Consider the following 26340-nt stretch of genomic DNA (forward strand, 5'->3'; position numbering starts at 1 on the left):
CGTCCCGCTCAACCGCCCCGCACACCGCCGTATCCCCGCTTTGCGGCGGGCGGTGATCTCCATCCATGAGCGCGCGTTTCGTCCAGCTCCGCATTGCGGGATTCAAGAGTTTCGCTGAACCGATCAGCGTCGATATCCTTCCCGGCCTGACCGGGATCGTCGGCCCGAACGGGTGCGGCAAATCAAACGTCGTCGAAGCCCTGCGCTGGGCGATGGGCGAAACCTCCGCCCGCTCCCTGCGCGGCGGAGAAATGGACGACCTGATCTTCGCAGGCACCGCCAACCGCCCGGCGCGCAACCTGGCCGAAGTCACGCTGACCCTTGAAAACGCCAAAGGGCTTGGTCCCGGCGCGTTCGCTGAAGTGGACGACCTGCAGGTCACTCGCCGCGCCGAGCGCGGTTCAGGCAGCGACTATCGCCTAAACGGCAAGACCATCCGTGGCCGAGACGTGCAGACGCTGTTCGCGGACCTTGCTTCCGGCGCACGATCTTCAGCAATGGTCAGTCAGGGCCGCGTCGCCATGCTGGTCGGCGCACGCCCGGAAGAACGCCGCACTATCCTCGAAGAAGCGGCGGGCATCACCGGCCTGCACGCCCGCCGCCATGAAGCCGAACTGAAGCTACGCGCCACCGAAACGAACCTCACCCGCGCAGAGGATCTCCGAACCCAGCTTGAATCCCGCCTCGAAGGACTGACCGGGCAATCGGAGCAGGCCGCCCGCTATCGCGAGATTTCGGCGTCGCTGCGCGAATCAGAAACCTCCCTGCTCGCCCTGCTGCACGCCCGCGCGCGCCAGCAGGTGGAGCGCGCCATCGAAGCGACGGCCGCCGCTCGCAAGGGACTGATCGCCGCCGAGGAAGCCGCCGAAACCTCCGTCATCGGCGATTTCGAAGCTGGAAAAGTCCTCCCAGCCCTGCGCGAAGCCGCCGACGCCGCGCGAACCGCGCTGGAGCGTCGCCGCGTCGCCGCCGAAGGCGTCGCCCGGGAAGAGGAACGCGCCGCCGAAACCGCCCGCGCCGCCGCCGAAAGACTGAAGCAGAGCGAGGCTGATCGCGACGCCGCGCTGGCCCGCCACAGCGACGCGCAGGGCACGTTGCAGCGCCTGACCGCCGAAATCGCGGACACCGAAGCGGCCACGGCGGCTCTGCCGGAGAAACAGGCCGACGCCGAACGCGCGATGGCGACCCTGCAGACCGCCATCGCCGAAGCACTGGAAACACTTGAACGCGCGACGGGAGAGGCCTCCGCCGCACGCGCCAGACTCGAACAAGCGCAGACCGCCCTGCAAAGCGCCGCCACGCGCCACGAACGGCTTGTCGAAACCCGTGCGGCCCTGGAAGCCGAATTCGAAAAGCTCAAGGCCGACTTGCCCGACGCGGCCAGCCTGACCGCGCGGGAAGAAGCCATCGTCGCAGCCGTCGCAGCCCTCGTCGCCCGACGCGCGGCGCTGGAGGAAGCGACGCAACGCCGCAGCGACGCGCAACTCGCACTGTCCATCGCCCGCAACGCTGCGGAAACCGCCCGCGCCCGGCATACGGAGCGCAGGACCGCGCGCGACGGCGCCGCCGCGCGGCTGAAGACCCTGCAACAAGACCGGGACACGCTGAGCCGTCGCAAGACGGAAACCGAAACCGGATTGGTGCCGGAAGAGGTCCGCGCCGCGCTGGCGACAGCGCTCGCGGAAGCGGAATCACTGCGCGCCGCCGCAGGCGCCGCACTGGAGGCTGCGGAGGTTGAACGCGCAGCTTCCGGCGCCGCGCTGGTCGAAGCACGCGCCCGCGCACAGGAAGACAATACGATCCGCGCGGCGGCGGCGGACGCCCTGCGCGCCGCCGAGGCCGCGTTGCGACGGGCCGAACAGGAAGCGGCGACCCTGTCGCGCGACTTGCAGGCCGCCATCCGCGACGAGGTTCCCGACGACGTCCTCTCCACCGCCCAGACGGCGCGTGCGGCGGAAGAGTTACGCCTGAGCGAAATCGAACGGACGCTGGAAGCCGCCGATCGCGCCCAGAGCGAAGCCACTGCCGCTGTCCGGGAACGCGACGCCGCTCTTGGCGCGCTGAAGGCTGAACAGACCCGCGTCCGCGCGCAGGCCGAAGGCCTTGCCGAAGCGCTGAAGGGCGGAGAAGAGCACGATGCTGGCGGTACGCCGGTCTCCGACCTGCTGAGCGTGCCGGATGGGCTGGAAGCCGCGCTGGCTGCGGCGCTCGCTGAAGGACTCGACGCCCCGGAGGCGTTGACCTCCCCGAACGCCCCGCGCAACTGGCGCGACCTGCCGCCGCTCGCAGCTCCCCCGCCGCTTCCCCCGGAGACGACGCCTCTCGCGTCGCTCGTCACTGCGCCGGACGTGCTGGCTCGGGCGCTGTCGCTGGTGGGTCTGGTCGAAGAGGCCGACGCAGAACGCCTCGCTCCGAGCCTTGCCGCCGGCCAGTGTCTGGTCACACGCGCCGGGGCCTTGTGGCGGTGGGACGGACTGCACATGCGGGCGGGCCTGCCCAGCGCCGCCGCGCTGCGTCTTGCCCAACGCCGCGTGTTGCGGGAAGCCGAACAGCGACTTCAGGATCTCGCCACATCATTGCCAGAGGCCGAGCGCCTTGCCGCCGAAGCCGCCCACGCGGCGCAGGATGCGTCCGACGCGGTCAAAGCCGCTCGCACCACGCGCGCAGCCGTCGAGGCCGCACTGGGCAAGGCCCGCTCGCAGGAAGCAGACGTCGCCCGGCGTCACAGCGCCGCGAAGGCGCGGCTCGACGCCGTGCGCCCGCAGCATGAGCGCGCGGCTCAAGCTCAGGAGGCCGCGCGGCAGACACACGCAGAGGCGCAGCAAGCCCAAAACGCCCTGCCCGACCCGGCTGCACTGCGGGCGGCGCACGACGGCGCGCGCGAGCGTGACCAGCGCGCAGCGCAGGCCGAAGCCTCAAGCAGAACAGAACGGCAGCGTGCGGAGCAGGCGCTGGATACCGCCCGCAAGCGTGCGCAGGAGGCCGAAACGCGTCATGGCGCGGCTGAGGCGCGCCTCGCCACCATCCTGCCGGAACTCGCGCGGCTGAGCGATGAAATCGCCGCCGCCGAGGCCGCGATCATCGCAGCGGAGAGCGCGCTTGGCGAAGCGGCGGACCCGCAAGCTGCGGCGATCGCGCTTCAGGCGGCTGAGACCGAGACCCGCGCAGCCGACGCGGCCCTGACGGAAGCCCGCGCCGCCACCGAAGCCGCCGAGGCCGCGAGTGAAGTCGCACGCGCGACCCATCGCGCGACGCAGGAACGCTCCCTCGAACTCGGCGCCAGAATTTCCGCTCTGGAACCTCGCCGCGCGGCGATGGAACAGGAACTGGCCGAAGCGCGCGACGCGCTTGAGGCCGCACGCCGCAACACCGCCGCGTCCGAAGCCTCAGCGGTTGATCCCGCGAGCATCGATACACTACGCGAGCGCGTGACGGTCCTTCGCGCCGAAGAACAGGCGGCGCGAGAGTTGCGCGCGACCCTCGCGGCGGAGGCGGGCGCTCTGGCCGCACGTGCGACCGCCCTCAGGGCGTCCGTTGCGGAATGGACCGCGCGCGAGGGCACGACCCGCACGGCCCTGAACGACGTCGAGGCGCGTGTGCAGGCGGCGTCCGGCGAGCACGCAACGGTCTCCGCACTGCCCGCCGAAGTCCAGCGTCTGCGCGAAAGCAGCGCTTCAGCGCTGGCGGAAGCCGAGGCTGTTTTTCTGGCGGCAGATTCCGCGCGCGACGCCGCCGAAACCCGCATTCGCAACGCGCAGGATGAGCGTCGCCGCGCCGAAGCCGCGCTGGCTTCGGCGCGCGAGGACGTGCTGCGCAGCGAAGGCAAGAGCGAACAGGCCCGGGCCATCCTCGACCAGTTGCTGGCCGAAACCCCTGAACCGCCGCTCGCCCCGGTCAGCGATCTGACCGAGTCCGCCGAAACCAGCCTTCGCCGCAAGATCGCACGCCTGACGCGTGAGCGGGAGGACATGGGGCCGGTCAACCTGCGCGCCGATATTGAAGCCCAGGAAGCCCAGACCCATATCGACACTATCCAGCGCGAACATGGTGAGCTGGAAACCGCCATCGCCCGCCTGCGCGGGTCGATCGGCGCGTTGAACAAGGAAGGCCGGGAGCGGCTGATGGCCGTATTCACGCAAGTCGACCAGCATTTCCAGTCGCTGTTCTCGCGGATGTTCGGCGGCGGGCGGGCGCATCTTGGCCTTGTGGGCAGCGATGATCCGCTTCAGGCCGGGCTTGAAATCTACGCCCAGCCACCCGGGAAGAAACTTGCCACCCTGTCGCTGCTGTCGGGCGGCGAGCAGGCCCTTACAGCTTTATCATTGATTTTTGCTGTATTCAGGTGCAATCCAGCGCCGATATGCGTGCTCGACGAGGTTGACGCGCCTCTCGACGACGCCAATGTTGGTCGTTTCTGCGCCCTGTTGGGCGACATGGCCAGTGAAGCCGGAACGCGTTTTCTTGTTGTGACACATCATCAACTCACCATGGCCCATATGGACCGCCTGTTCGGAGTAACGATGCAGGAGCGCGGCGTAAGCCGTGTGCTCTCGGTCGATCTTGAACGCGCGTCCGCCATGGCTGGAAGCCAAACACGGGAAGAGGCCCATGCCTGATCCTGACGTCCTCACACTCGACGTCGCTCCTTCGCGCTCTGTCTGCGACTGCAAGAACAGCGGCGTGGCGCGCCCGGTGGTCATGCGCCGCTGCATGCGCAAGGCCGCTATGGCGATGTGCGCCCTTGGCGTGGCCGGCGGTCTGCTTGTCTGGCGGGAATCCCGCGCCGACGCCATTCTGTCGCGCATCCATCATGGCATGCTCGTCTGCGCGAGTGGCGACGCCGCCACGGCGACGCTGGTTGGTCCGCTCACTTCGGGCGGCGCCATGTCGGCAATTCTCCCCGGCGCGGTCGCCAATGCGGCCATTCCCACGGATCTGCTGACCGGGCATCAGTATGCGCCCGCGATGGTCAGGCTGGACGTTTTCGAGTCGGCCAGCGGGCTGTTGACCGTCGGCGGCGGGACGCAATCGCTCTCCAGCGCGCTTTCGGCGTCCCGAAAAGGACGCAAGCTGGTTATGCTCTCCCTGCATGGCGCGACCCCGAAGCACGTGGCGCAGGCCATTCGGGCCGCGGATATGCGCCATCACGTCATTCTCGCCGCGACCAACGACGCTGAAGCGCGTACCGCCATGGCCGCCGACGGCGGCATGATGATCGCTCTTCCCGTGCGCTCGGCGCGCGAGGAACAGCACGCCCGACGCCTTGTGGGCTCGCATCGGTTCGCCGCTTATCTGCCCGCCTCCGCGACGCCGGAGCTGTTCGCCCTGGCCCATCACGACGCGGAAGCGGTTATTGCCGACGGCCCGACGACGCCTGACGATCCCGCGAAATTGCAGGCGCTGCTCGACGAGCCCGTGGATATCATAGTGACGGACCAGCCAGTGCGCTTCGCTGAGACGATGACTGGCGAGGACGCCGCCCGGCAGTAAGGCCGGACGCCAATAAACTGACGGGAACAAACGGCGGACGCCAGTTTTCAGACGCCTCGCCGGTTCAGTTGCGCTCCCTAGAGACCCAGCTCGCTCAGCGACGGATGATCGTCGGGACGAACGCCCTGCGGCCAGTGAAACAACCGCTCCTTTTCAGCAATCGGCACATCGTTGATCGAGGCAATCCGCAGCGCCATCAGCCCGGCGTCGTCGAACTGCCAGTTCTCATTCCCGTAGGACCGAAACCACTGTCCGCTGTCGTCCCGCCATTCATAGGCGAAGCGAACGGCGATGCGGCGCCCTTCATGCGCCCAGACTTCCTTGATAAGGCGATACTCCATCTCCCGCGCCCATTTGCGCGTAAGAAACCCCACGATCTGTTCACGGCCAACAATGAACTCGGCGCGGTTCCGCCAGATGCTGTCCTCAGTGTAGGCGAGCGACACCTTGTGCGGGTCCCGGCTGTTCCACGCATCCTCGGCCATACGAGCTTTGATCGCAGCTGTTTCTGCAGTGAACGGCGGTACGGGCGGTCGAGTCATTACGCACTCCTCTTCCAGAAATTCTCCTGTGGAAGAGGGTATCTCCCCTCAAGAGAGAAATACTTTAAAAACATTGCAATACAGCTTTGAACACAAGTCTTTTCGAACAAAAAAGACTCCCTGATCGCTCGCAAAACGCCCAGTCCTAAGCGCCAAGCCCGGATCCCAGCCTGATCGCCATGGCGACGTTGCGCGCTGTCCGGCGCAGGCTTGAGCGAGCTTCCGCCAGAGCCTCGGAAAGCGACCCGGGCCTTTGCATCGTCGAGAAGACGGCGTCGATTCCGGCCCCGTAGACGTCGTCAACGCCCGCGCCGAGAGAGCCGGCTATTGCGATCACCGGTTTCCCCGCCTGCCTAGCCACCCGTGCAACGCCCGCAGGCGTCTTACCGCGCACAGTCTGGCCGTCGATCCGTCCTTCGCCGGTAATGACCAGATCCACGTCCGCGACGATCTCTGCGACGCCGAGAGCCTCCATCACGATTTCGACGCCGGGGCGCATGCGCGCATCAAGAAATGCCAGCGCCGCAGCGCCCATGCCGCCAGCAGCGCCAGCGCCGGGAACAGACGCCACGTCGCGCCCCAGATCGGCTGTGATCCGCCCTGCGTAATGGCTCAACGCCGCATCCAGAACGTCCACCATCGCCTGTGTCGCGCCCTTCTGCGGCCCGAAGACCGCCGAGGCGCCGTGCTCGCCAGTCAGGGGATTGTCCACGTCGCAAGCCACATCGACGCGCGTTTCCGCCAGACGCGGATCCAGCTCATCAAGGCTTATCCGGGCAAGCCGCGTCAGCGCCGCGCCGCCCGCTTCGATCTCGCGCCCGGAATCGTCAAGGAGCGACGCTCCCAGCGCCTGCGCGAAGCCCGCTCCACCATCGTTCGTGGCGCTGCCGCCAAGACCAAGGATGATATGCCGACACCCGGCGTCGAGCGCCGCGCAAAACAGTTCGCCCACGCCGCGCGTCGTCGCCCGAAGCGGATCGCGGCGTTCCGGCGACAACAGCTCAAGCCCCGCAGCCGCAGCCATCTCGATGATCGCCGTCCGGCCGTCGCCCGTGACGCCAAAGAACCCCTCCACAGGGTCGCCCAGCGGACCCGTAACGCATGTCCGCACAACGCGTCCGCCGGTCGCAGCGACCAGCGCCGCAACTGTCCCTTCGCCGCCGTCAGCCGCGGGCAGCTTCACGCAGACGACGTCAGGCCAGACGAGACGGAACCCCGCCTCGATCTCGTCGGCCACCTCCAACGCGGAGAGACTCTCCTTGAAGGAATCGCAGATGATCGCAATCTTCATCTCGTCTCTCTCCCTGCTTCGCGTCCATCGAACATCACGCCTGCCGCCGGTCCGTTCGGCCAGCCACCGGACTACGGAGGACGATGACGACGCCAGTAATCATCAACGCGGCCAGAACCGCCAACGCGTCGCCCGGTCCGCCCGTAACGTGACTGATCCATCCGACCAGATAGGGGCTGACGAACCCGGCGACCTGCCCCATCGAATTGATCAGCGCGAGTCCCGCCGCCGCAGCCTCCGCACCAAGGAACAAGGACGCAAGCGGCCAGAACATCGCCAACCCCGTCAACGCGCCCGAGGCGCCCAGCGACACCCCGACCAAAGCAACAAGGCGGATCGCCGGATCCTGCGCATGGGCGCCTCCGGTCCATGCCGCCGTCAAAAGCCCGGCGGACGCCAGCAACATCGGTCCGGCGAGATGCCATCGCCGCTCCCGCGTGCGATCCGCAGAACGCCCTATGAGAAGCATCACCGCTGCGGCGACCGCATAGGGCGCGGCGCTCAGCCAGCCGATCAGTTGCAGATCCTCCCCGAAGCTCGCCCGCATAAGCGACGGCAGCCAGAAGTTGATCGCGTAAACCCCGCCCTGCACGCAGAAATAGACCAGCCCCATCGCCCATATCCAGGGGCTGCGTAAGACGTCGCCAAAATTCGCTGCGCGCTGAGCGGGCGCCTGTGCGGCGGCATCGGCTGATAATCGCCCTTCCAGCGCTGCGCGGTCCATTGATGACAGCCATCGCGCGCGCTTCACGTCATCGCTCAGGATGAAGGCCACACCCACGCCCAGCGCCACGGTCGGCGCGCCCTGCAGCAGAAAGAGCCACTGCCACGCCTGCAAGCCGCCGACGCCGCCCGGCGCTCCGGCGGTCCCGCCCACGAACGAGGTCATGATCCACCCGGAAAGCGGACCGCCCACGACGCCAGACAGCGGAATCGCCGCCATGAACAGCGCCATCACGCGTCCCCGGCGATCAGTCGGGAACCATCGCGTCAGGTAGAGCACCAGACCGGGGAAAAACCCGGCCTCCGCCGCGCCTGTCAGGAAGCGGAGGACGTAAAAGGCGGTCGCGCTGTGAACGAACGCCAGACTGGCGGACAACGCTCCCCAGACGATCATGATGATAGACAGCCAGCGCCGGGCGCCGAATTTTTGCAATGCGACGTTCGCCGGAACTCCGCAACAGACATATCCGATGAAGAAGATGCCTGCCGCCAGCCCGAACTGCTCGTCGTTCAGGCCGAGAGCGTCGAGCATCTGCAACTTGGCGAAGCCGACATTCACCCGGTCAAGGTAATTGAACAGGTAACAGACGAAAATATAGGGAACGATACGAAGGGTGACGCGGCGATACAATGCCTCGGCGTCGCCGCCGAAACCCGTCGCCCGGTCTGCGCCGGTGGTCATGGTCGCTTTTCCAGCTCTTTGTTCTTGAGGCGCGCAAATACGCCTGAGGATACGAAGGCCACGTCCGATACGGCGCGGCGAAGCTTCACGTTACGACCAAAAACCTCCGTCCGACCAGCCGCCTCGACTGGTCGGGACGGAACTACTTTTCGTACACACGTTGCCGATCAAGGCGACCCCGACCGCCGGCGGACAAACGAATCTGCGGCAAACGAGCTGGCGGACCCGGAACGAGTTGGCGAGCACACCGACAGTTAAGTTGAGCAACTGACTTACCCGGCTGGGCTGGCGTCGCCCGCCAGTCCAGCCAGATTTGTTTCTCAGGACGGCATCATCGTGCCGGTTTCGACGAAGCGCTGATGCCAGGACAGGGCTTCGCTCAGCAGATGCGGCGTGTGCTTGCCGTAGGAGTCCTTCTTAGAACGCTCGAAGTAGTCACGCAGGGCAGGTTTGTAATCCGGGTGCGCACAGTTCTCGATCACCACTTCCGCGCGTTGGACAGGGCCGAGACCGCGCATGTCCGCGAGCCCCTGCTCCGTCACGATGATCTGACTGTCCTGCATGATGTGATCGACATGGGCCGCGAACGGCACGATCGCAGAGATCTTGCCTTCCTTTGCCGTCGACGTGGACAGGAAGATGGACAGGAAGGAGTTGCGCGCGAAATCGCCCGAACCGCCGATGCCGTTCATCATCCGCGTGCCCATGACGCGGGTGGAGTTCACGTTGCCGTAGATATCGGCCTCAATCATGCCGTTCATAGCGATACAGGCCAGACGACGGATGACTTCCGCGTTGTTGCTGACGTCCTGCTGGCGCAAAATGATCTTCTGGCGGAAGAAGTCGATGCGGTCGTTGATTTCGTTAACCGCGTCGGGGCTCAGCGAGAAGGACGTCGCGGACGCGATCTTCATCTTGCCGCTGTCGAGCATCTTCAACATGCCGTCCTGAATGACTTCCGAATAGCCCATCAGGTTCTCGAACGGCCCCTCGTTCAGGCCTTCCAGCACCGCGTTCGCGACATTGCCGACGCCTGACTGAAGCGGCAGCAACGACGGAGGCAGACGGCCTTTCTTCACTTCATGCTTGAGGAACTCGAGCAGGTGACCCGCGATCGCTTTCGCATTGTCGTCCGGAGCCGCAAACGGCGCGTTGCGGTCCGGGTCATTGGTGCGAATGATAGCCGCGATCTTCTCCGAATCGACCTTCAGCGCGCCTTCGCCGATGCGCTGGTCTGCAGTCGTGATCGGGATGATGTCGCGCGGCGGGAGCGCGCTGACATTGCCGCGCCAGATGTCGTGCATGCCTTCGAGGCCGGCTGGCTGCCACTCGTTGACCTCGATGATCACTTTCTTGGCGAGATCGAGGAAGGTCTGCGAATTGCCGACCGACGAGCTGGGCACGATGCCGCCGTCTTCCGTGATCGCCGTCGCCTCGACGATGGCGAAGTCGAACTCGCCGTAGTTGCCCTGAATCGAGCGCGGCGCGACCTGACCCAGATGGGTGTCGAAATATTCGGTCTCGCCCGAGTTGATGTTGTTGCGCATCGCGGCGTCGGTGTTGAACGGCGACCGGAACGAAACGCCGTGCACCTTGGCAAGCGCGCCGTCCATCTGCGGGCCGGTCGAAGCGCCGGTCACCAAGCGCACCTTGAACTCCTCGCCCTTCTCGTGCGCTGCGGCGATACGTTCGGCCAGAGCGCCCGGCACTGCCTTCGGATATCCCGCGCCGGTGAAGCCGCTGGTTCCCAGCGTAGCGCCGTTGCCGATCAGTTCGGCTGCGGCTGCGGCAGGTTTTTCTTTGGCGCGCAGCGCCTGGCTGCGGATGCGATCAGTCATGAAAGGCGGTCCCGTCCCACATCGTTTATCCAGCCGTCGGCGCGCACGCTCGACAAGTTTGCGAAGTCACCAGCCCGGGACGCCCTGCTGGCCCCGCCAATGCCCCTACTGCTTGCCGATGCGCGCATTCCGCTACGACCGTCGGGCTAACACTTAGTCGCAATTCAGTTCGAGATGCGCGTCACATGGTTGTGCGCGCTCTGACGGGAGCGTGAGCTTCGACAGAGCGCCGCACGTTCTCCCGAGCGGTTAACGGCGATGCAATCGTTTTTCGAGCATCCCCCATCTTCCGCCGAGGCTTGTGGGGCCCAATTTAAAAGGATGTCAGGGCGGAAGCACGCTGTCTGTCCGTCACAGCCGGATAAATAACCTGCGAACCGTCTTTAGGGGCTGCCGTTGGAATAATACCGGCTTATATCCATAGGCTAGGAGGCGGTGGGCAAACGATGAGTGAAAACAGTTCATTCGCGCGACTGATTGCTGGCCGCCCCGTGCGGGTGGTGGGAGACGTGCACGGCGACATAGCCGCCTTCCGCCATGCGACGGCGACGGACCGTTTCATCGTACAGCTTGGCGATCTGGTGGATTATGGACCTGATAGCGTTGGCGCGCTGCGGCTCATGGCGTCCGTAATAGAGGAACGTCGAGGCGTCTTTGTGCTCGGCAATCATGATCGCAAGCTGGGGCGCGCCCTGCTCGGACGCAAGCTGCGGCGCGATCCTGTCGTCGAAGCCACCCTCGCCCAGATCACCCGCCCTGAAAACGCGGACGTTCTGGATATGGTCGTCCCAATGCTGTCCGCTGCGCCCACATGGTTGCGTCTCGGCCGCCGCGTCTTCGTACATGGCGCCTTCCACACACGCATGCTCGTAGAAGATGCGCCTGGCGGTCTCGACGGCGTCACGCCGGTCCTCTCACGCGCGATGTTCGGAGAAGTGGTGGGACGCACTCAGGCGGACGGCTACCCGGAGCGACGCCTGAACTGGGTGGACCACATTCCCGCCGGATACACTGTCTATTGCGGCCACGACCGTCGCTCCACAGATGGTCGGCCCTGGGTGAAGCACGGACGAAACGGCGGAACCGCGGTATTCGTGGATACCGGAGCCGGCAAAGGCGGGCATCTGGCGTGGATCGATCTGCCTGCGGAAGATCCCGACACCCCTGACTATCCTGCGCCGGAACCTTACTTCGACCATGGCTCTCCGCGCGATTCTCACGGCGCCGCGCCACAAGGATTCTGATGCACGCCGCAGGGTCGTCGGCTTTGACAGAAGGCTTGTCCACGTGATGAATGGGCAAGCGTTTCCGACCGCCTTTTCGGCACGGGAAATGCGCCGTTTTTCACGAATTCAGAACACGGGGCAGGTGTGACCGCGACGACAAACGAGCCAACTGGCGCCGGATTAGCGGATGGGGCGGACGCCGCCGCCAGACTCGCTGAGCTGCGACAGAGCATCGACAATATCGACACCGCGCTGATCTCAATCCTCGCGGAACGGTTCCGCTGCACGCAGGCGGTCGGCGAGCTGAAAGCCCGAAGCAGCATGCCGGCCGCCGACCCGGCGCGGGAAGCGCGCCAGATCGAGCGGTTACGCACGCTTGCCGCCAGTTCCCGGCTGGACCCCGATTTCGCGGAGAAATTCCTGAACTTCATCATTCGTGAGGTCATCCGCCACCACGAAGCCATCGCCCGCGACCGAAATCAGGGGCAGGCTTTGTCCGGAGCAGGCGGCGCACCGTGAAACCCGTCGCCCATCGTCTGCTGTTGCTGCGCCATGCCGAGGCCGCGCCCCCCGAAGGCGGCGATCTCGGACGAGACGCCGATCTGGCGCGCCCCCTGACAGCCACAGGCCACCAGATCGCCCGGCAACGCGGCGAAAGCATGCGCCGCGCCGGGCTCATCCCGGATCTGGTCCTGTGCAGCCCCGCGCTGCGCACCCGACAGACTTATGCAGGATTGCTGCCCTTCGGACGCAATGCGCGGCCAGAGATCAGAATCGAGCCGACGCTTTATCTCGCCGCGCCCGACGAACTGCTGGCCCGTTTACGAGCCACCCGCGACTCCGTTCATACGATCCTGCTGGTAGGCCACAATCCTGGCCTTCCGGCTCTCGCGCGTTATCTCAACGGCGTGGAAGCGGCGCTGGATTCCGACTTCGCGCTCGCCACGCTGGCCACCTTCCGGGTGGAGGCGGAGGAACGGGAATCAATCGCACTGGCGTGGGCCGGATTGGGACCGAAGACGTCCTGGCTGGAATCGTTCTCGCAAAGTTGAGCCGAAAAACGCCCTCAGAAGCCTGCCTCGCAACAAGGTGAGCTACTGAGCGCCCGTCTTCGACTTCCTGTTTTATCTCTGATCGGGGAAAACCGGGGGGAACGTCACCAACCGTACAACCGGTTGGTGGTAGGATCGTTGCAGGAGTATCACCATGAGCGCGTCGCAGACCGGGGTGACGGGACAGCCCGCCACAATCACGCTTGGAAACAAAACAGCCGAATTGCCGGTTCTTACGGGCGTTCTTGGACCGGATGTCCTCGATATCCGCCGCATTACCGCCGATCTGGGCGTCTTCACGTTCGATCCGGGTTACGGCGAGACCGCATCCTGCGAGAGCAAGATCACGTTCATCGACGGCGATGAAGGCGTTCTCCTGCATCGCGGATATCCGATCGAGCAGCTCGCCACCGAAGCGACATTCCCCGAGCTGGTGTATCTGCTGCTGAACGGCGAACTGCCGAACAAGGCGGAATACGCCGCGTTCGTAAGCACGCTGACCAATCACACCCTGCTGCACGAGCAGATTCGCAACTTCTTCAACGGCTACCGCCGCGACGCCCATCCGATGGCGATCCTGTGTGGCACGGTCGGAGCGCTCGCCGCGTTCTACCCTGACGCCAACGACATTTCGAAGCCGGAGAACCGCGAACTGGCCGCTATGCGCCTGATCGCGAAGATCCCGACGATCGCCGCCTGGGCCTACAAATACACGATCGGCGAAGCTTTCGTTTATCCGCGCAACGACCTCAGCTACGCGGAAAATTTCCTGTCGATGATGTTCGCGCGCCCCTCGGAGCCGTACACGATCAACCCGGTTCTGGCGCGGGCCATGGACCGCATCCTGATCCTGCACGCCGATCACGAACAGAACGCCTCGACCTCCACCGTACGCATGGCGGGATCGACGGGCGCCAATCCGTTCGCCTGTATTGCAGCGGGCGTGGCCGCTCTGTGGGGACCCGCTCATGGCGGCGCGAACGAGGCGGTGCTGAAGATGCTCGCCCAGATCGGTTCGAAGGAGAACATCCCCGACTTCATCGAAAAGGTGAAGGACAAGAACAGCGGCGTGAAGCTGATGGGCTTCGGGCACCGCGTCTACAAGAACTTTGACCCGCGCGCGAAGATCATGCAGGCGACGTGCCACGAGGTTCTGACTGAGCTCGGCATCACCGACGATCCGTTGCTGGAACTGGCGGTGGAACTGGAAAAGATCGCCCTGCATGACGAATACTTCGTCAAGCGCAAGCTCTACCCGAACGTGGATTTCTATTCGGGCATCATCCTGAAGGCGATGGGCATCCCGACCTCGATGTTCACCGTTCTCTTCGCCGTCGCGCGCACCACCGGCTGGGTCAGCCAGTGGAAGGAAATGATCGAGGAGCCCGGCCAGCGCATCAGCCGCCCTCGCCAGCTCTATCTTGGCGCTGGACGTCGGGATTACGTCCCAGTCGAAAAGCGCGGCTGAATCGCTGCGCCCAGCCCGTCCGCCCTGAAAAGCTGGCGGGTCGCGTTTTCAGACAGGGCGCGTCGGCTAACAGCGCGCCTTTCTTGTTTGTGGCGCATGTTCCGGGAGACAGACATCCTTGCCTGGGAACAATTAAGGGCCTGCAAGCATCCATGAAGGTCCATTCGGGCGCGATCGATCAGCAATAGCTTGCCTTGGTGCGCTCGTTTCTGGTGGATGAGGACGCTTTACCAAACAGGTAAACGGAGCGTCGCCGCTGTGCTGGCGTTTTCTGATGGCGCCACCTCCATCCGCTCCATTGCCTGACAAGTCTTGCGTCCAGAGGATGCGCATCTTCGCGGGATTCAGCGAAGGCCCTAGAAAGTCCTTCCCGTTCACCATGCGGGCGCCCCCTTTGCGAAACGGCAAAAAAAAAAGCGCGGCAGGCCGAGACCCGCCGCGCCGAGGCGCTCCCCAAAAGGGATTCAGCTGATCAGGGGCAGTCGCACCCGTTGGTTTGGCCCGGCGCCTGCCTGACGATGTGATGATCTATCCACTCCGACACCAGACGGCGGGCCTCGTTCACCGAAGCCTCGGGATGATGGATGCGATAGAGGGTCGTGCAGGCGTTGAACGCCGAGACCTCATTAATCCCCACCACTTTCAGCTCCTGATAGGCGGTGATCACTGCGCGCTCGCACTTGCGGGCAATCCGGCTGGTTTCAACGACCACGGAGCGAGTCCTTAAACTGAGAATTAATTGCAACTGATGTCAGTTTAATGGAAATGCTTCGTCGGGCGCAAGTCTCTTGAAGTATGGCAACCGCGTGCCGCCTGCATGCCCGGCGAGATCAGAGCCCGAAGCGTTGACGAAGAAACGCCGCAACCCGCCCGGCCTCATCCAGCGGTTGGCGGGGCCACGGCGAAAATCCTTCATCCAGCACCCGCACATAATCGGCCGCGATCAAATTTTTGACGATTGCGTTACGGGCGCCAAACAGCCCCGGCGCTTCCCCGACGAACACGGGAAGATCGCTTGCCGCCGCATCGACAAGCGTCGCGGGCCTCCCGCAGAACACGACCACGGCGTCGGAGCAGGCCATGAAGCCCAGCGTCGGATCGTCGTCCGGCTCCCCATGCCGCCAAACGAGATTGAAGCAGGAACCAAGTCCTGCGACGAACGAGTCGGCGACCTCCCGCGAGACCCCGTCCGCGATGGAAAGGAGGACCGAGCCATAATGGTCCTGCACCATGAGAGCGAGGCGCCGCGCGCTTTCATTAGCCAGCGACGGGGTCATATGCGCGCCTGAATCCAGAACGGCGGCAATTCTCGGTTCCGGCAAATGGTCGAGACGCTCGCTCCAGAGACGGCGAGCCCGGTCGAACAGCATCGGCGACACCGGAGTCAGCGGGCCAAAGACCGACATCACGCGATCATCCCGCAGGTCGCGCGGGCGAACGGACGGCACGATCGTCATATCGAAGGGCCTGCCGCGCGTGACCCGCGCGAACTGGCTTGCGCAATGGACGACCGGCGCGTCGAAACGCCTCCCCAGGGTGAGGCCGGCCAGACCGCCATTGACCCCTGACGTCAGAATGAGATGCGGCGGCTGTCCATCCGCTTCGGCCGTGGCCACATCGCGCACGCGCCGAAAAGAGTTGCCGAGCCTTCCCGCCAGAGCGTGAGCCTGCCCCACCTGCCCCGCGCGAACGGTTTCGATCACCCAGATTGCGGCGTCGGGCGCAGCTTGTCTGGCCATGGCGGTCGGGCGGCTCGCCCTGGCTGAACCCTCTTTCTCCATCTCATCGGCGCTCCCGATCGCCAGCCTTACCCCTTTGAGCCGCGTTTCAAGGGCGCGGCGATGGATTTTCCGCCCATCTCCGTCTATGCCACGACGACGTCGGCAGGCGCGCGAGGATAGAGGGGCATGGGAAACATGATCGGACAGGAATCGGTTCTGGGCAATGACGCATCGGCTTGGGATCGCGACGCCGCTCTCACGACTGCGCGTCTTCTTCTTGAAATCAAGGCAGTCAATTTCCGACCCGAGGATCCTTATACACTAACCTCCGGCTGGAAATCCCCAGTCTACATCGATTGCCGCCGCATCATCTTCTTCCCGCGCGCCCGCGCCAAAATCGTCGAGCTGGGCGTCGAGAAAATCGGTCGCCATGTCGGCTACGAAAGCATCGACGCGGTGGTCGGCGGAGAAACGGCGGGAATTCCGTTCGCCGCGTGGTTCGCCGACCGGATGATGACGCCCATGGCGTATGTCCGCAAAAAACCGAAAGGTTTCGGGCGCAACGCCCAGATCGAGGGCGACGTGCCCGAAGGCATGCGCACCCTGCTGGTCGAAGATCTGACGACCGACGGCGCATCGAAGATCGGCTTCGCCAAGGCGCTTCGCGACGCCGGGGCGATCGTCAATCACACCTTCGTGGTCTTCTTCTACGGCGTGTTCCCCGGCGCCCATCGCACGTTGTCCGACATGGGCATCACGCTGCATTCGCTGTGCACCTGGTGGGACGTGCTGGAGGCTTGCGCCGAGCGTCCGTATTTCTCGGAAGAAGCCGCTACCGAAGTCCGGCGCTTCCTCGAAGATCCGTGCGCGTGGTCCGCGAAGCACGGCGGCGTCGGCAGCCTTGAGGAAGCCCTCGCGCTGAAGACTGCGCGCGACTCCTGACGTCACGGCGGCGCGCCCCGGCGCGCCGGTCTCAACCCTCGACGCCGCGCGACGCCATGGACGAACCTTCCATCCCCCTGCCCGACGATTTTTCGCGCTTTCGCGTGCTGGCGTTCGATTCCGGCATCGGGGGGCTCGGGATCGTCGCGGCCCTCCGCCACCGCCTGCCGGGCGCGCGGATCGACTACCTCGCCGATAACGCCCTGTTTCCCTATGGAGAACAGGAAGACGAAACGCTGATCCGCCATATCGTGGCGCTTCTGACCGACGCCGTGCGGCGCCTGAACCCCGACGTCGTGGTCGTAGCGTGCAACACCGCCAGCACGCTTGCGCTGACCAGCCTGCGCGCCGCCTGTCCCACCGTCCCGTTCGTCGGTTGCGTGCCGCCGATACGTTGGGCGGCGCGGTTGAGCCAAACCCGCGTTATCGGCCTTCTGGCGACACGCGCCACCGTGCGTAGACCCTATGTCGCCGCCCTTCGGGAGCAATACGCCCCGGACTGTGTTCTGATCGCGCATGGCGCGCGCCACCTTGCGGACATGGCGGAGAGGACGTTTCGGGGAGAAGCCGCCGACCCGGCTGTCATCTCCCGTGAACTGCGCGGCCTGTTCGAACAACCCAATGGCGACCGGATCGACGCCGTCGGCATAGGCTGCACGCACTACACGTTTTTGCTTGACGCCTTGCGGCAGGCGGCGCCGCCAGATGTGGCGTGGCTGGACCCTGCCGACGCTGTCGCCAGGCGCACAGCTACGGTCCTGACGACCGAGCGCGGGGCGGATGACGCGAAGCCCGAAAGGGCCGAAGACGAGGGCGGACCAGGCGGGGCATGGTTCACCGCTCCGCCCGAGCGCCCTTCGTCGCTTACGCGCGGTCTCGCAGACTGCGGCTATGCGGCACCAGAAATCTGGCCTGCCCAGACCCCGTCGGTTCGCTCCCAAAGCGCCTGAAGCAAATCCCGGTCAAATGGGATCGTTTGAGAGCGCTCAGACGCCCGATGGAATAGGGATTCGAGCTTTTCCACTGATCCCATGTTCAGTGGAAGAATTCTGGAGCCGTATCCGCTTGTGCAGATTCGCGGATGTGAAGCCAGTTCATTGTCATGGCCGGACCGTTCTCCGAGTGGATGTGGCTCCTTGACAGCGTCCAGTCTGACAGAATCGACTGGTTGAACGCGGACCTCTGCAAGGATCACGCGAAGCGCCTGATCGATACAGTATGCCTGAACGGACAAACCGCGAATTCGTGGGCCATCGCGCCGCTGAAAGGCGGCGGATGCGCACAGCCGCGCGCGGCGAAAACGCAATGAGCCGTCAGCACAGGAACTGCGCCCACTCTCCCCGATCTCACGGAAACGGCTCAGTCCGCCAGCAGCTGCAGCCAGACAGCGATAAGCCATGCGCGTCGCATGACCGGTGGACGATCGTCAGGAACGCCCGAGCGAAATGCACTGCGGCATATCGCCCGTGAAATACCCAATAACCAGACGACGGCGCCTGGCTGTGAACCGGATTATCTGGAGCGCACAGCCGTATAACGCGCGACGGCCACTAACAGGCCCGCCAGCTTATCGTCGCCGCTGGAGATATGGGCGCCTTCAAGCGCCTGACACGCCTTCTCCGCGTAATCACGCGCGCGCGCCATCGTCACGCCGATGGCGTCCGTTTTCGCGATAAGGTCGAGCGCCCGGTCGAGATCTGCGTCGACCTGCGACTCGTTGTCCTCGATCGTCTTGACCCAGAAAGCGCGCTCTTCTTCATTTCCGGCGTGATAGGCCGCCAGCACCGGAAGCGTGACCTTGCCCTCACGGAAATCGTCGCCGACGGTCTTGCCCAGCACCGCCTGATCGGCCGCGTAGTCCAGCGCGTCATCGACGAGCTGAAACGCCATGCCGAGATTGGCGCCGTAATCGCGCAAGGCTGCGCGCGTGTGCTCATCTGCGCCAGCCACGACGGCGCCGGTTTCGCACGCGGCGGCGAACAGGGCCGCGGTCTTGCCATAAATGACCTGCAGATAGCGATCGACCGTGGTGGAAAGGTCGTTCTGGGTGGTCATCTGCATGACCTCGCCCTCTGCGAGAGTCGCCGACGCCGCGGAGAGAATCGCCATAACCGGCAGAGAACCGTCGGCGGTCAGAATCTGGAACGCGCGGGCGAACAGAAAATCTCCGACCAGCACCGAGGCCTTGTTGCCAAAGACCGCGTTGGCGCTGGCGAGGCCGCGCCGGAGCTGGCTGTTGTCGACGACGTCGTCATGCAGCAGCGTGGCCGTATGGATGAATTCCACGCAGGCGGCGACGCCCACATGACGCATATCGTCGCCCTGAACGTCGTACCCGGCCAGACGGGCCGCAGCCAGCACCAGCAGAGGACGCAGCCGTTTGCCGCCAGCGGCGACCAGATGGGCGGCCAGTTGCGGGATCAAGGGAACCTCGCTCTGCATCCGCGCGACGATCTCGCGGTTGCAAGCTTTCATATCCTCGGCAAGATAGTCGGCCAGCGCCCTAAGCGCCGTCTCTCCGTCATGGACGCCCTCTTGAGCAGTCGCCTCTTCACCGCCAGAATTCATTGTATGTCTCGCGTCCTTTCCTTTTGTCGACGCGATCCCGGAGCCGGGCGTGGCGTCGACGACGGGACTTCCGACATGATCAGTCGCGGAAGGATTGGCTGCAGCGCGCAAACGATTTTCTCCCGATGCAGGACGCCCGTTGGTGCAACCATATGAGCGGCGGTCAATGGACGGTCAAGCTGTGACCTCCTCGCCTTACCCCTCCGCAGGACCGCATCCGGCGCAGCTCGGCGCGCCGAACGCAGGCTCAGCCCCCGACGCGGGCCATGAGGCCGTCCCGGATGAAATATCCGATGGAACGCTCCTCGGCGGCCGCGTGATCTACCGGCAGTTCCGCCACGGCTATCGCACCGGCCTTGAGCCGGTGCTGATGGCGGCGCTGACCCCTGCGCGAAATGGGGAGCGGGTTATCGAGGCTGGATGCGGCGCGGGCGCCGGGCTTTTATGCCTGACCGAGCGGATTCCGGGTCTGGCTGGCGTAGGTGTGGAGATCGATCCCGGCACTGCCGCCCTCGCCAGCGCCAATTTCGCCGCCAATGGTCGCTCGCGCCTGACGGCGATTGAAGAAGACATCCTTGCGTCGGCCCTCCCTGAACGGCTCGGCGCGCTGGGGGCGACCCGGTTCGACCATGCCCTCGCCAATCCGCCATGGTGGCGGCCCGACGCCACGCCGTCGTCTGAAACCCGCAGGGATCAGGCCCGGCGAAGGCGACCCGACACGATTCCCGCCTGGGTGAGCGCCCTCGCCCGCCTGCTGAAGCCAAAAGGCTCGCTGACGCTCGCCCTGCCCGCCGAATTGCTGGCCCCTGCCCTCGCTGCGTGCGAAGCGCATGGAATAGGCAGCGTCGAGATCATCCCGTTGTGGCCGGAGGCGGGAAAGGAAGCCAGGCTGACCCTTCTTCGCGGGCGGCTGGACGGGCGCGCGGGATCGCGGATGCTCGCTGGCCTCACGCTTCATCTTCCCGGCGGCGAGTTCACCACTGACGCACAGGCTGTTCTGCGCGAGGGACATGGATTGTATCAGGCGTCTTTCCGAACGACCGCCCGTACGGCAAGCGCCTCCGCCGTCGCACCCCAGATAGCCTCGGCCACCTCTGAAAGAGATGAGTCGGTCGGACGTTGACGACATGCCCAGTTCCACGCGCCACGAATAACTGTCCTGCGTTGACATCAGTCTCTAGCGGGAGCCTCGTAACTGACGAGCGGCGACGCGCAAGCGTCGCAGGCTTCAGGTGAACGCCCTGAACACAGTCGCTCGCTACGGGCGGCTGCAGAAGATGCTCAAGGACCGCAAAAATGGCGAAAGCACAGACATCCAGGTCAAAGCCGGCCGCAGCGAAGGCGGCTCAAATTCACCACTTTCTGGGCACGCCCTCCGATCTGGGCGCTGAAAACGTCGAGAACATTTCGGCCGCTTTACGCGCATTGCTCGCAGACGTGTTCGCGCTCTACCTCAAGACGAAGAACTTTCACTGGCACATGAGCGGTCGCCATTTCCGCGACTACCACCTGTTGCTGGACGAGCAGAGCGATCAGATTTTCGCAATGACCGACCCGATCGCCGAGCGTGCGCGCAAGATCGGCGGGACCTCCCTCCACTCCATCAGCGAAATCTCGAAATTGCAGCGCCTTTCCGACAACAATGCGGAATACGTCGATGCGCAGGACATGCTCGCGGAACTGTGCGAGGACAACAGGCAGCTCACGACCGAAATGCGCGCCGTACATGAACTGACCAGCGATGCAGGCGACTGCGCGACGACCAGCCTGCTGGAGAACTGGATCGACGAGACCGAACGCCGCACGTGGTTCCTCTTCGAAGCCTCGCGCAATACGTCAGGGACGAACGACTGACACAGGGTGGCCGTATCTCGCGCTACGCTTGCGCGCGAATACGGCCTGCCACACAGAGCGTCGCGCGGGTTCGCTAAAGAGCTACGGGCAGCAACTGGCGGAACCTTCAGGTCGGCCGACCGAACGCCTTCAGTTTCAGTTTGTCCTCACGAGCCGCGCCACCCGGCATTTTCGGGTCAAGCTCCAGAGCGCGCCGCCACGCTTTCAACGCAGCCTGCCCGTCTCCGCGTTGCTCTTCCGTCGCCGCCAGAAGCTGCCAGGCGCCGACATCATCCGGATCGTGTTGCAGCGCCACGCCAAGGTCGCCGATAGCGCCATCGGTATCGCCCGTGGCGAGACGCGCCTGCGCGCGCAGACGCCAGAGGATTTCGGCGTCCCCCTGCAACGCCAGCGCTGCGCCAAGGTCCTCGATGGCGTCTCCATGCTTCTCCTGAGACAGTTCCCGATTGGCCCGTCGCAGCAACAGCAACGTCGCAGGCGCGAGGCCATGGCTACGCATCTCTTCCAGTTGCGCCGCGATCGCCGTCGCCTCGGATTCGTCGTGCGCCTGCGCGAGAGCCTTCACCAACGCGTCGCGCCGGTCCATCGCCTTTTTGGACGGAGTCGCCGGTTTGCCCGGCGGGACGGCTGTATCGGTCTGGCCGCTAGCATACGGGGCCGGGACTTGCGCCTGAGCTGCGGCCTGCCCGCACCACATCGTCAGCAGCAACGCCGACAGAAGCGGGCGCATCGCTCGAGTTCCGGCCTCAGAACGCGAAAACCCGCCAGACAGCTCTCTTAGAAGAGCCACATGGCGGGTCGACGTAATCCTGATCACCAAGGAAAAGGAAACCGGTATCAGCCCTGACGAGCCTTCATGCGCGGGTTCTTCTTGTTGATGACATAGACGCGCCCACGACGACGAACGACGCGGCAGTCCTTGTCGCGGATTTTCGCCGACTTGAGGCTGTTCCTGATCTTCATAACGGGTCTCTTTAATCAGCACGCCGTGAGGCGTCGTGAAACGGAAAGTGGAGCGACATAAGCAGCCCCCGCGCCAAAGTCAAACCCTGACTGCGGTCGAGCGCGCTTTTTTAGCGTATAGCCGCCGGATAGCGACAGCTATACGGCGGCCTCCAACCCTACTGCGGCGCTCGCCACAGCCGGATCCCCCTCGGCCGACACAGACGTATCGCCGGGGGCCAGCGCACGCAACGCCTGGGCGAGCGCATGGTAATCAGCCGCACGAGGCGATTTGGCGCGCCAGCCGACGCCGATCGTCCGCCATGCCTGCCCGCCTTCAATGGAGCGCGTGACGACGCCCGTGCCGTTCAAAATACCCGAATCGACCGCCATGCGCGGCAGCAACCCGACGCCCAGCCCCTGCCCGATCATCCGCGCCAGCGTGTGCAGGGAGGACGCCGTATGCGCCGTCTCGCTCTCCTCGCCGCTCCAGCTTCCGCCCTGACGACATACGTCGACGGTCTGCTCCCGAAGGCAATGCCCGTCCTCCAGCAGCACCATGTGTTCAGATTGCAGCCGATTCAGCGGAACGTCCGCCATATTGATCGCGAACGGGTGCCCGGGCGGCGCGGCGACGATGAACGGGTCGCGCCAGATTGGAATGGTCTCCAATCCGTCGCACATGCACGGCATGGCGAGAAGCAGAACATCCAGTCGGCCCTTCGACAGCTTTTCCAGCAACCGCTCGGTCACGTCCTCGGTCAGCACGAGCTTCATGCCCGGAAACCGCTCCCGCAGGAGCGGGACGAGACGGGGCAGCAGAAACGGTCCGATCGTCGGGATCACGCCCATGCGCATCGGGCCATGCATGGGCGCACGCGCGGCCTGCGCAATCAGGGGAATCGCCTCCAGCGCGTCCAGCGCCACTCGTGCGCGACGGGCGACCTCGTCTCCCAGCGGGGTGAAGACCACACGCTTGCCGACATCCCGGTCGAGCAATTGCGCATCCATCTGACGCTCCAGCGCGAGCAACCCGGCAGAAAGAGTGGACTGCGTCACGGAACAGGCCGCTGCGGCACGCCCGAAATGCCGCAGTTCCGCGAGTGCTATCAGGTATCGGAGTTGCTGGGGAGAAGGCAGCGCCTGCATGAAAACGCCTCCGGTGCGGCTCAGATATGAAAAGGGCGGCGGCAAACGAACAGAACCGGTCGCCAGACGATGACCCAGAAATCGGCTCTTATGTCTTTATGGACAAGGGTGCGCCGCACTCACTCCGTCTGGCGAGCGGAAGACGCATCCATCTTGCCTTATGACGTCAGAGGAACAGCCGACGTGTCCGGTTGCGTAAGCTCCAGCGAAGACCCGTCGGCGCGGTGGCCTCAGCGCGCTCAATGGACCGCGCCTTTGCACCAGACAGAAGCTTTCGAGAACGCCGAAGCATCGGACGCAGGGACGAGCGGTCAGTACACCACATTGATGACACCGCGTCACCATCGAATATTTCAATCATCCTGAGATAAATTATTCATTGGCATGATCAGACAATCGCCGCCATAGATACCTCCAGAGCGCGACGCCGTCCGGCGACGCGCCATGTGCCACTTCAAGCGCGAGGAGCGTTTCATGCTTACCGTAGGCGACAAGTTCCCCACATTCGACCTGGCCTCCGTCCCCGGCGGTCCGGAAGGCCTGAAAGGCAATTTCGTTCAGATTTCCGACACGTCGGACGCCGGCAAGTGGAAAGTCGTGTTTTTCTGGCCGAAAGACTTCACCTTCGTCTGCCCGACGGAGATCGTGGCGTTCGGCAAGCTCCACAAGGAATTCGCCGACCGTGACGCCGTGGTCTACGGCGTGTCGATCGACAGCGAGTTCGTTCATCTCAACTGGCGCCTCCACCACGAGGACCTGAACAAGCTCGAGATCCCGATGCTCGCCGACATCAAGCGTGAGCTGTCGGAGCAGACCGGCGTTCTGGCGAAGGACGCGGGCGTCGCCCTGCGCGCCACGTTCGTCGTCGACCCGCAGGGCATCATCCGCCATGTGTCGGTCAACGACCTGTCGGTCGGCCGCAACCCGCAGGAAATCGTCCGCATTCTGGACGCACTGCAGAGCGACGAGCTCTGCCCGTGCAACTGGAAGCAGGGCGACGACTTCCTGAAGGTCTGATTCCGCAAGGAAGACGACCGGCGACGAAGGTTCCCCCCGGCCTTCGTCGCCCGCGCGCCGAGGCCAGCCCCGCAGGGCGGACCCCGGCGCGCCGAAGCGCCCTTGCCCGATCGGACGACCGTCGTCCGATGCGGCAAGGGCGATCAAACCCCTTCCCGTTACCTGTCGGCGCATGCGCCGCCATCCGCCGCTATTCGGCAGGAGACCATCATGTCATTCGAAGCACTCAAGGACCGGATTCCCGACTACGCCAAGGACCTGCGCCTCAACCTCGGGACGCTCGCCAACGACGCCACGCTCTCTGCGCAGCAACTGGCCGGCACGTTCGTGGCCAGCGCCATCGCCTCGCGCAACGACGAGTTCACGAAGGCGGTGATCGAGGAGTTCGGCGCGAAGCTGTCGCCGGAAGCTCTGGCGGCCGCGAAATCGGCAGCCGCCATCATGGGCATGAACAACGTCTATTACCGCTTCACCCATTTCATGGGCGGCGATTACGAAAACCTCCCGGCGAAGCTGCGGATGAGCGTCATCGGCAAGCCGGGCGTGGAGAAGGTCGATTTCGAACTGTGGTCGCTGGCCGTGTCCGCGATCAACGGATGTGAGATGTGCGTGCGCAGCCACGAGCGCGCCGTGCGCGAAGGCGGCCTGACCAGCGAACAGGTTCAGACGGCTGCGCGCATCGCTGCGGTGGTGCACGCGGTGGCGGTCACTCTGGAAGCTTCCGCCGCCGCTGACGCCTGACGCCGACGCGCGCCGAGAGGAGCGCCGTTATTATCTGGGCGACGCTCCATCGGCGGGAGCGTCGTCGTTGCGGATATAGAGGCGCCTATACGGGTAGGATATCATTACCGAGTTATGGCGCAGGAAGTCAGCGCCCAGTAGTGAGGTCGAAATTTCCAGCGGTGCGACCAAAAGAGACGGGTCTCTGAATACCTCTTTCCCTACCTGCAATGTTCTGAACTTATGACGCCAGCTGCGCACCACGTTCTGGTCGACGCCGATCAGCGACGCTGTGCGGTCAGTCTGCAACATAGACTTCGTCACGCCCGCCCGCGCAGCATCGTCGGGCAGGATCGTCGTACCAACCGCCCCACTATCGAGAATGGCGTCCACCGACGCGCCGTTGAGCTTTATGCTGATCTCCACATGGCGATCATTGTCGATACTGAAGGGAACGGGATCGAATTCCTTTTCCCACCGCTCTTTTTCGTCCGCACATTCATGCAGGCGATATAGGCTGACCGTCAGATGGGGCAACTCCAGCGCCACAGTGTAGTTGGAGAGAAAATCAGCGCCGAACAGGCCAACAATCGGCACGCCGCCGATGAAACCGAACTTCTGATCGGTCTGGATCATCTGTACGTTCCGCGCAATCGCGGTTCCCATCCCGAGTTCCGCGATCGACATAATGGGGAATCTTGAAAGCCCGCCTATCCCGTAACCCAGAGTCGTCGCTCCGGTGTACGCCACATCGAACGCATGGATGGACGAAGATACGCCCGACATGCCTGCGCCAGTATCGACAATCATGGCTGCCGGCTTGCCGTTGATCGTCACCTTTACGATCGGAACGCCTTTCCTGTTCAGCACCTGAAGTGGACCGAGCCGCTCCACCTTGCATCCGCCGCCACCATCCTCACAGGCCGCCAGTCCGATAGCGGCGCAACATAACGTGGCTTTGAACAGAGTTTTACCAACACGCGCTAAAATTTCGGCGAAAAAAACGTAAGCGGCCGTCCGGTTCAACTTCAAAACGCATCTCCTGCAGCGCCAGATGTACCGGGGCGTTAAGCCTTCAGGCCACAGCGCATCCAGTTACACTCTGAAACGGTCAT

Annotated in this window: 23 protein-coding genes; 12 read left to right on the forward strand and 11 right to left on the reverse strand. The window is 64.4% G+C overall.

Features of this window, described 5'->3' with window-relative positions; genetic code table 11:
• Positions 1-65 precede the first annotated feature (65 nt).
• Both G442_RS0102390 and G442_RS0102395 read left to right on the forward strand, forming a co-directional pair.
• On the forward strand, positions 66-4616 hold the full coding sequence (locus tag G442_RS0102390) for an AAA family ATPase (RefSeq protein ID WP_026396692.1): 4551 nt from the start codon (positions 66-68) through the stop codon (positions 4614-4616).
• Positions 4609-5490 (forward strand): PI-PLC domain-containing protein, encoded by an 882-nt coding sequence (locus G442_RS0102395; protein WP_026396693.1) that lies wholly within the window; start codon positions 4609-4611, stop codon positions 5488-5490. Before G442_RS0102390 ends, G442_RS0102395 begins: the two co-directional genes overlap by 8 nt.
• A 77-nt stretch (positions 5491-5567) precedes the next feature.
• Here G442_RS0102395 and G442_RS0102400 read toward each other — a convergent pair whose 3' ends face one another.
• The 4 genes from G442_RS0102400 to G442_RS0102415 form a co-directional block, all read right to left on the reverse strand.
• Positions 5568-6032, reverse strand: a complete 465-nt coding sequence (locus tag G442_RS0102400; protein ID WP_026396694.1) for a nuclear transport factor 2 family protein — start codon at positions 6030-6032, stop codon at positions 5568-5570.
• 145 nt (positions 6033-6177) lie between these two features.
• Entirely contained in the window at positions 6178-7323 is a 1146-nt protein-coding gene (locus G442_RS0102405; RefSeq protein WP_026396695.1) for a glycerate kinase, read from the reverse strand.
• A gap of 34 nt (positions 7324-7357) precedes the next feature.
• The gene (locus G442_RS20545; protein ID WP_051291831.1) at positions 7358-8728 is read right to left on the reverse strand and encodes an MFS transporter; all 1371 of its coding nucleotides are present in this window, start codon (positions 8726-8728) and stop codon (positions 7358-7360) included.
• Positions 8729-9048: 320 nt separating this feature from the next.
• Positions 9049-10566, reverse strand: coding sequence for an acetyl-CoA hydrolase/transferase family protein (locus tag G442_RS0102415; RefSeq protein WP_026396696.1), 1518 nt, complete (start codon positions 10564-10566; stop codon positions 9049-9051).
• 446 nt (positions 10567-11012) lie between these two features.
• Here G442_RS0102415 and G442_RS20550 point away from each other — a divergent pair, with 446 nt between their 5' ends.
• The 4 genes from G442_RS20550 (at position 11013) to gltA (ending at position 14312) form a co-directional block, all read left to right on the forward strand.
• Entirely contained in the window at positions 11013-11810 is a 798-nt protein-coding gene (locus tag G442_RS20550; RefSeq protein ID WP_051291832.1) for a metallophosphoesterase, read from the forward strand.
• A gap of 126 nt (positions 11811-11936) precedes the next feature.
• Positions 11937-12311, forward strand: a complete 375-nt coding sequence (locus G442_RS0102425; RefSeq protein WP_026396697.1) for a chorismate mutase — start codon at positions 11937-11939, stop codon at positions 12309-12311.
• Positions 12308-12844: a SixA phosphatase family protein gene (locus G442_RS20555; RefSeq protein ID WP_035376010.1), complete on the forward strand. Its 537-nt coding sequence runs from the start codon at positions 12308-12310 to the stop codon at positions 12842-12844. The genes G442_RS0102425 and G442_RS20555 overlap by 4 nt, the downstream gene beginning before the upstream one ends.
• Positions 12845-12998: 154 nt before the next feature.
• Entirely contained in the window at positions 12999-14312 is a 1314-nt protein-coding gene (gltA, locus tag G442_RS0102435; protein ID WP_026396698.1) for a citrate synthase, read from the forward strand.
• A gap of 472 nt (positions 14313-14784) precedes the next feature.
• Here the strand turns inward: gltA and G442_RS0102440 are convergent, their stop codons facing one another.
• Complete coding sequence (locus G442_RS0102440; protein ID WP_026396699.1) at positions 14785-15024, reverse strand: hypothetical protein; 240 nt, start codon at positions 15022-15024, stop codon at positions 14785-14787.
• Positions 15025-15142: 118 nt separating this feature from the next.
• A complete protein-coding gene (locus tag G442_RS0102445) occupies positions 15143-16093 on the reverse strand; it encodes an ELM1/GtrOC1 family putative glycosyltransferase (protein WP_084440298.1) in 951 nt (316 codons plus the stop codon).
• 126 nt (positions 16094-16219) lie between these two features.
• Between G442_RS0102445 and G442_RS0102450 the strand changes: the two genes are divergently transcribed.
• Together G442_RS0102450 and G442_RS20560 are read left to right on the forward strand one after the other, a co-directional pair.
• Positions 16220-16975, forward strand: a complete 756-nt coding sequence (locus tag G442_RS0102450; RefSeq protein WP_026396701.1) for an orotate phosphoribosyltransferase — start codon at positions 16220-16222, stop codon at positions 16973-16975.
• A 56-nt stretch (positions 16976-17031) separates the two neighbouring features.
• Positions 17032-17925, forward strand: a complete 894-nt coding sequence (locus G442_RS20560) for a glutamate racemase (RefSeq protein ID WP_051291833.1) — start codon at positions 17032-17034, stop codon at positions 17923-17925.
• 562 nt (positions 17926-18487) lie between these two features.
• Here the strand turns inward: G442_RS20560 and G442_RS0102465 are convergent.
• Complete coding sequence (locus G442_RS0102465; protein ID WP_026396703.1) at positions 18488-19543, reverse strand: polyprenyl synthetase family protein; 1056 nt, start codon at positions 19541-19543, stop codon at positions 18488-18490.
• A gap of 166 nt (positions 19544-19709) precedes the next feature.
• Between G442_RS0102465 and G442_RS20565 the strand changes: the two genes are divergently transcribed.
• Positions 19710-20666, forward strand: coding sequence for a tRNA1(Val) (adenine(37)-N6)-methyltransferase (locus tag G442_RS20565; protein ID WP_246789296.1), 957 nt, complete (start codon positions 19710-19712; stop codon positions 20664-20666).
• 173 nt (positions 20667-20839) lie between these two features.
• Positions 20840-21397: a Dps family protein gene (locus G442_RS0102475; RefSeq protein WP_026396704.1), complete on the forward strand. Its 558-nt coding sequence runs from the start codon at positions 20840-20842 to the stop codon at positions 21395-21397.
• A 106-nt stretch (positions 21398-21503) separates the two neighbouring features.
• Here G442_RS0102475 and G442_RS0102480 read toward each other — a convergent pair whose 3' ends face one another.
• The 3 genes from G442_RS0102480 to G442_RS20570 form a co-directional block, all read right to left on the reverse strand.
• A complete protein-coding gene (locus G442_RS0102480; protein ID WP_051291834.1) occupies positions 21504-22127 on the reverse strand; it encodes a tetratricopeptide repeat protein in 624 nt (207 codons plus the stop codon).
• 107 nt (positions 22128-22234) lie between these two features.
• Positions 22235-22360, reverse strand: a complete 126-nt coding sequence (gene ykgO / locus G442_RS0102485; RefSeq protein ID WP_025886195.1) for a type B 50S ribosomal protein L36 — start codon at positions 22358-22360, stop codon at positions 22235-22237.
• A gap of 138 nt (positions 22361-22498) precedes the next feature.
• Positions 22499-23488, reverse strand: coding sequence for a hydrogen peroxide-inducible genes activator (locus G442_RS20570; protein WP_051291835.1), 990 nt, complete (start codon positions 23486-23488; stop codon positions 22499-22501).
• 474 nt (positions 23489-23962) lie between these two features.
• Here G442_RS20570 and G442_RS0102495 point away from each other — a divergent pair, with 474 nt between their 5' ends.
• Together G442_RS0102495 and G442_RS0102500 are read left to right on the forward strand one after the other, a co-directional pair.
• Positions 23963-24505 carry a peroxiredoxin gene (locus G442_RS0102495; protein ID WP_026396706.1) on the forward strand — a complete coding sequence of 181 codons (543 nt, stop codon included), beginning with the start codon at positions 23963-23965 and terminating at the stop codon, positions 24503-24505.
• Between the two features lie 210 nt (positions 24506-24715).
• A complete protein-coding gene (locus G442_RS0102500) occupies positions 24716-25246 on the forward strand; it encodes a carboxymuconolactone decarboxylase family protein (RefSeq protein ID WP_026396707.1) in 531 nt (176 codons plus the stop codon).
• A 30-nt stretch (positions 25247-25276) separates the two neighbouring features.
• Here G442_RS0102500 and G442_RS0102505 read toward each other — a convergent pair whose 3' ends face one another.
• On the reverse strand, positions 25277-26257 hold the full coding sequence (locus G442_RS0102505; protein ID WP_026396708.1) for a retroviral-like aspartic protease family protein: 981 nt from the start codon (positions 26255-26257) through the stop codon (positions 25277-25279).
• Between the last annotated feature and the right edge of the window lie 83 nt (positions 26258-26340).

It is taken from the genome of Acetobacter nitrogenifigens DSM 23921 = NBRC 105050, from assembly GCF_000429165.1.
GTDB classification, from domain to species: domain Bacteria; phylum Pseudomonadota; class Alphaproteobacteria; order Acetobacterales; family Acetobacteraceae; genus Acetobacter; species Acetobacter nitrogenifigens.

Coding starts and splice junctions, on each gene's coding strand:
- G442_RS0102450 (WP_026396701.1), top strand. CDS start 16,220: ATGGGAAACATGATCGGACAGGAATCGGTTCTGGGCAATGACGCATCG.
- G442_RS0102480 (WP_051291834.1), bottom strand. CDS start 22,127: ATGCGCCCGCTTCTGTCGGCGTTGCTGCTGACGATGTGGTGCGGGCAG.
- ykgO (WP_025886195.1), bottom strand. CDS start 22,360: ATGAAGATCAGGAACAGCCTCAAGTCGGCGAAAATCCGCGACAAGGAC.
- G442_RS0102445 (WP_084440298.1), bottom strand. CDS start 16,093: ATGGAGAAAGAGGGTTCAGCCAGGGCGAGCCGCCCGACCGCCATGGCC.
- G442_RS20560 (WP_051291833.1), top strand. CDS start 17,032: ATGGACGAACCTTCCATCCCCCTGCCCGACGATTTTTCGCGCTTTCGC.
- G442_RS0102405 (WP_026396695.1), bottom strand. CDS start 7,323: ATGAAGATTGCGATCATCTGCGATTCCTTCAAGGAGAGTCTCTCCGCG.
- G442_RS20565 (WP_246789296.1), top strand. CDS start 19,710: ATGGACGGTCAAGCTGTGACCTCCTCGCCTTACCCCTCCGCAGGACCG.
- G442_RS0102465 (WP_026396703.1), bottom strand. CDS start 19,543: ATGAATTCTGGCGGTGAAGAGGCGACTGCTCAAGAGGGCGTCCATGAC.
- G442_RS0102495 (WP_026396706.1), top strand. CDS start 23,963: ATGCTTACCGTAGGCGACAAGTTCCCCACATTCGACCTGGCCTCCGTC.
- G442_RS0102395 (WP_026396693.1), top strand. CDS start 4,609: ATGCCTGATCCTGACGTCCTCACACTCGACGTCGCTCCTTCGCGCTCT.
- gltA (WP_026396698.1), top strand. CDS start 12,999: ATGAGCGCGTCGCAGACCGGGGTGACGGGACAGCCCGCCACAATCACG.
- G442_RS20570 (WP_051291835.1), bottom strand. CDS start 23,488: ATGCAGGCGCTGCCTTCTCCCCAGCAACTCCGATACCTGATAGCACTC.
- G442_RS0102400 (WP_026396694.1), bottom strand. CDS start 6,032: ATGACTCGACCGCCCGTACCGCCGTTCACTGCAGAAACAGCTGCGATC.
- G442_RS20545 (WP_051291831.1), bottom strand. CDS start 8,728: ATGACCACCGGCGCAGACCGGGCGACGGGTTTCGGCGGCGACGCCGAG.
- G442_RS0102415 (WP_026396696.1), bottom strand. CDS start 10,566: ATGACTGATCGCATCCGCAGCCAGGCGCTGCGCGCCAAAGAAAAACCT.
- G442_RS0102390 (WP_026396692.1), top strand. CDS start 66: ATGAGCGCGCGTTTCGTCCAGCTCCGCATTGCGGGATTCAAGAGTTTC.
- G442_RS0102475 (WP_026396704.1), top strand. CDS start 20,840: ATGGCGAAAGCACAGACATCCAGGTCAAAGCCGGCCGCAGCGAAGGCG.
- G442_RS20550 (WP_051291832.1), top strand. CDS start 11,013: ATGAGTGAAAACAGTTCATTCGCGCGACTGATTGCTGGCCGCCCCGTG.
- G442_RS0102500 (WP_026396707.1), top strand. CDS start 24,716: ATGTCATTCGAAGCACTCAAGGACCGGATTCCCGACTACGCCAAGGAC.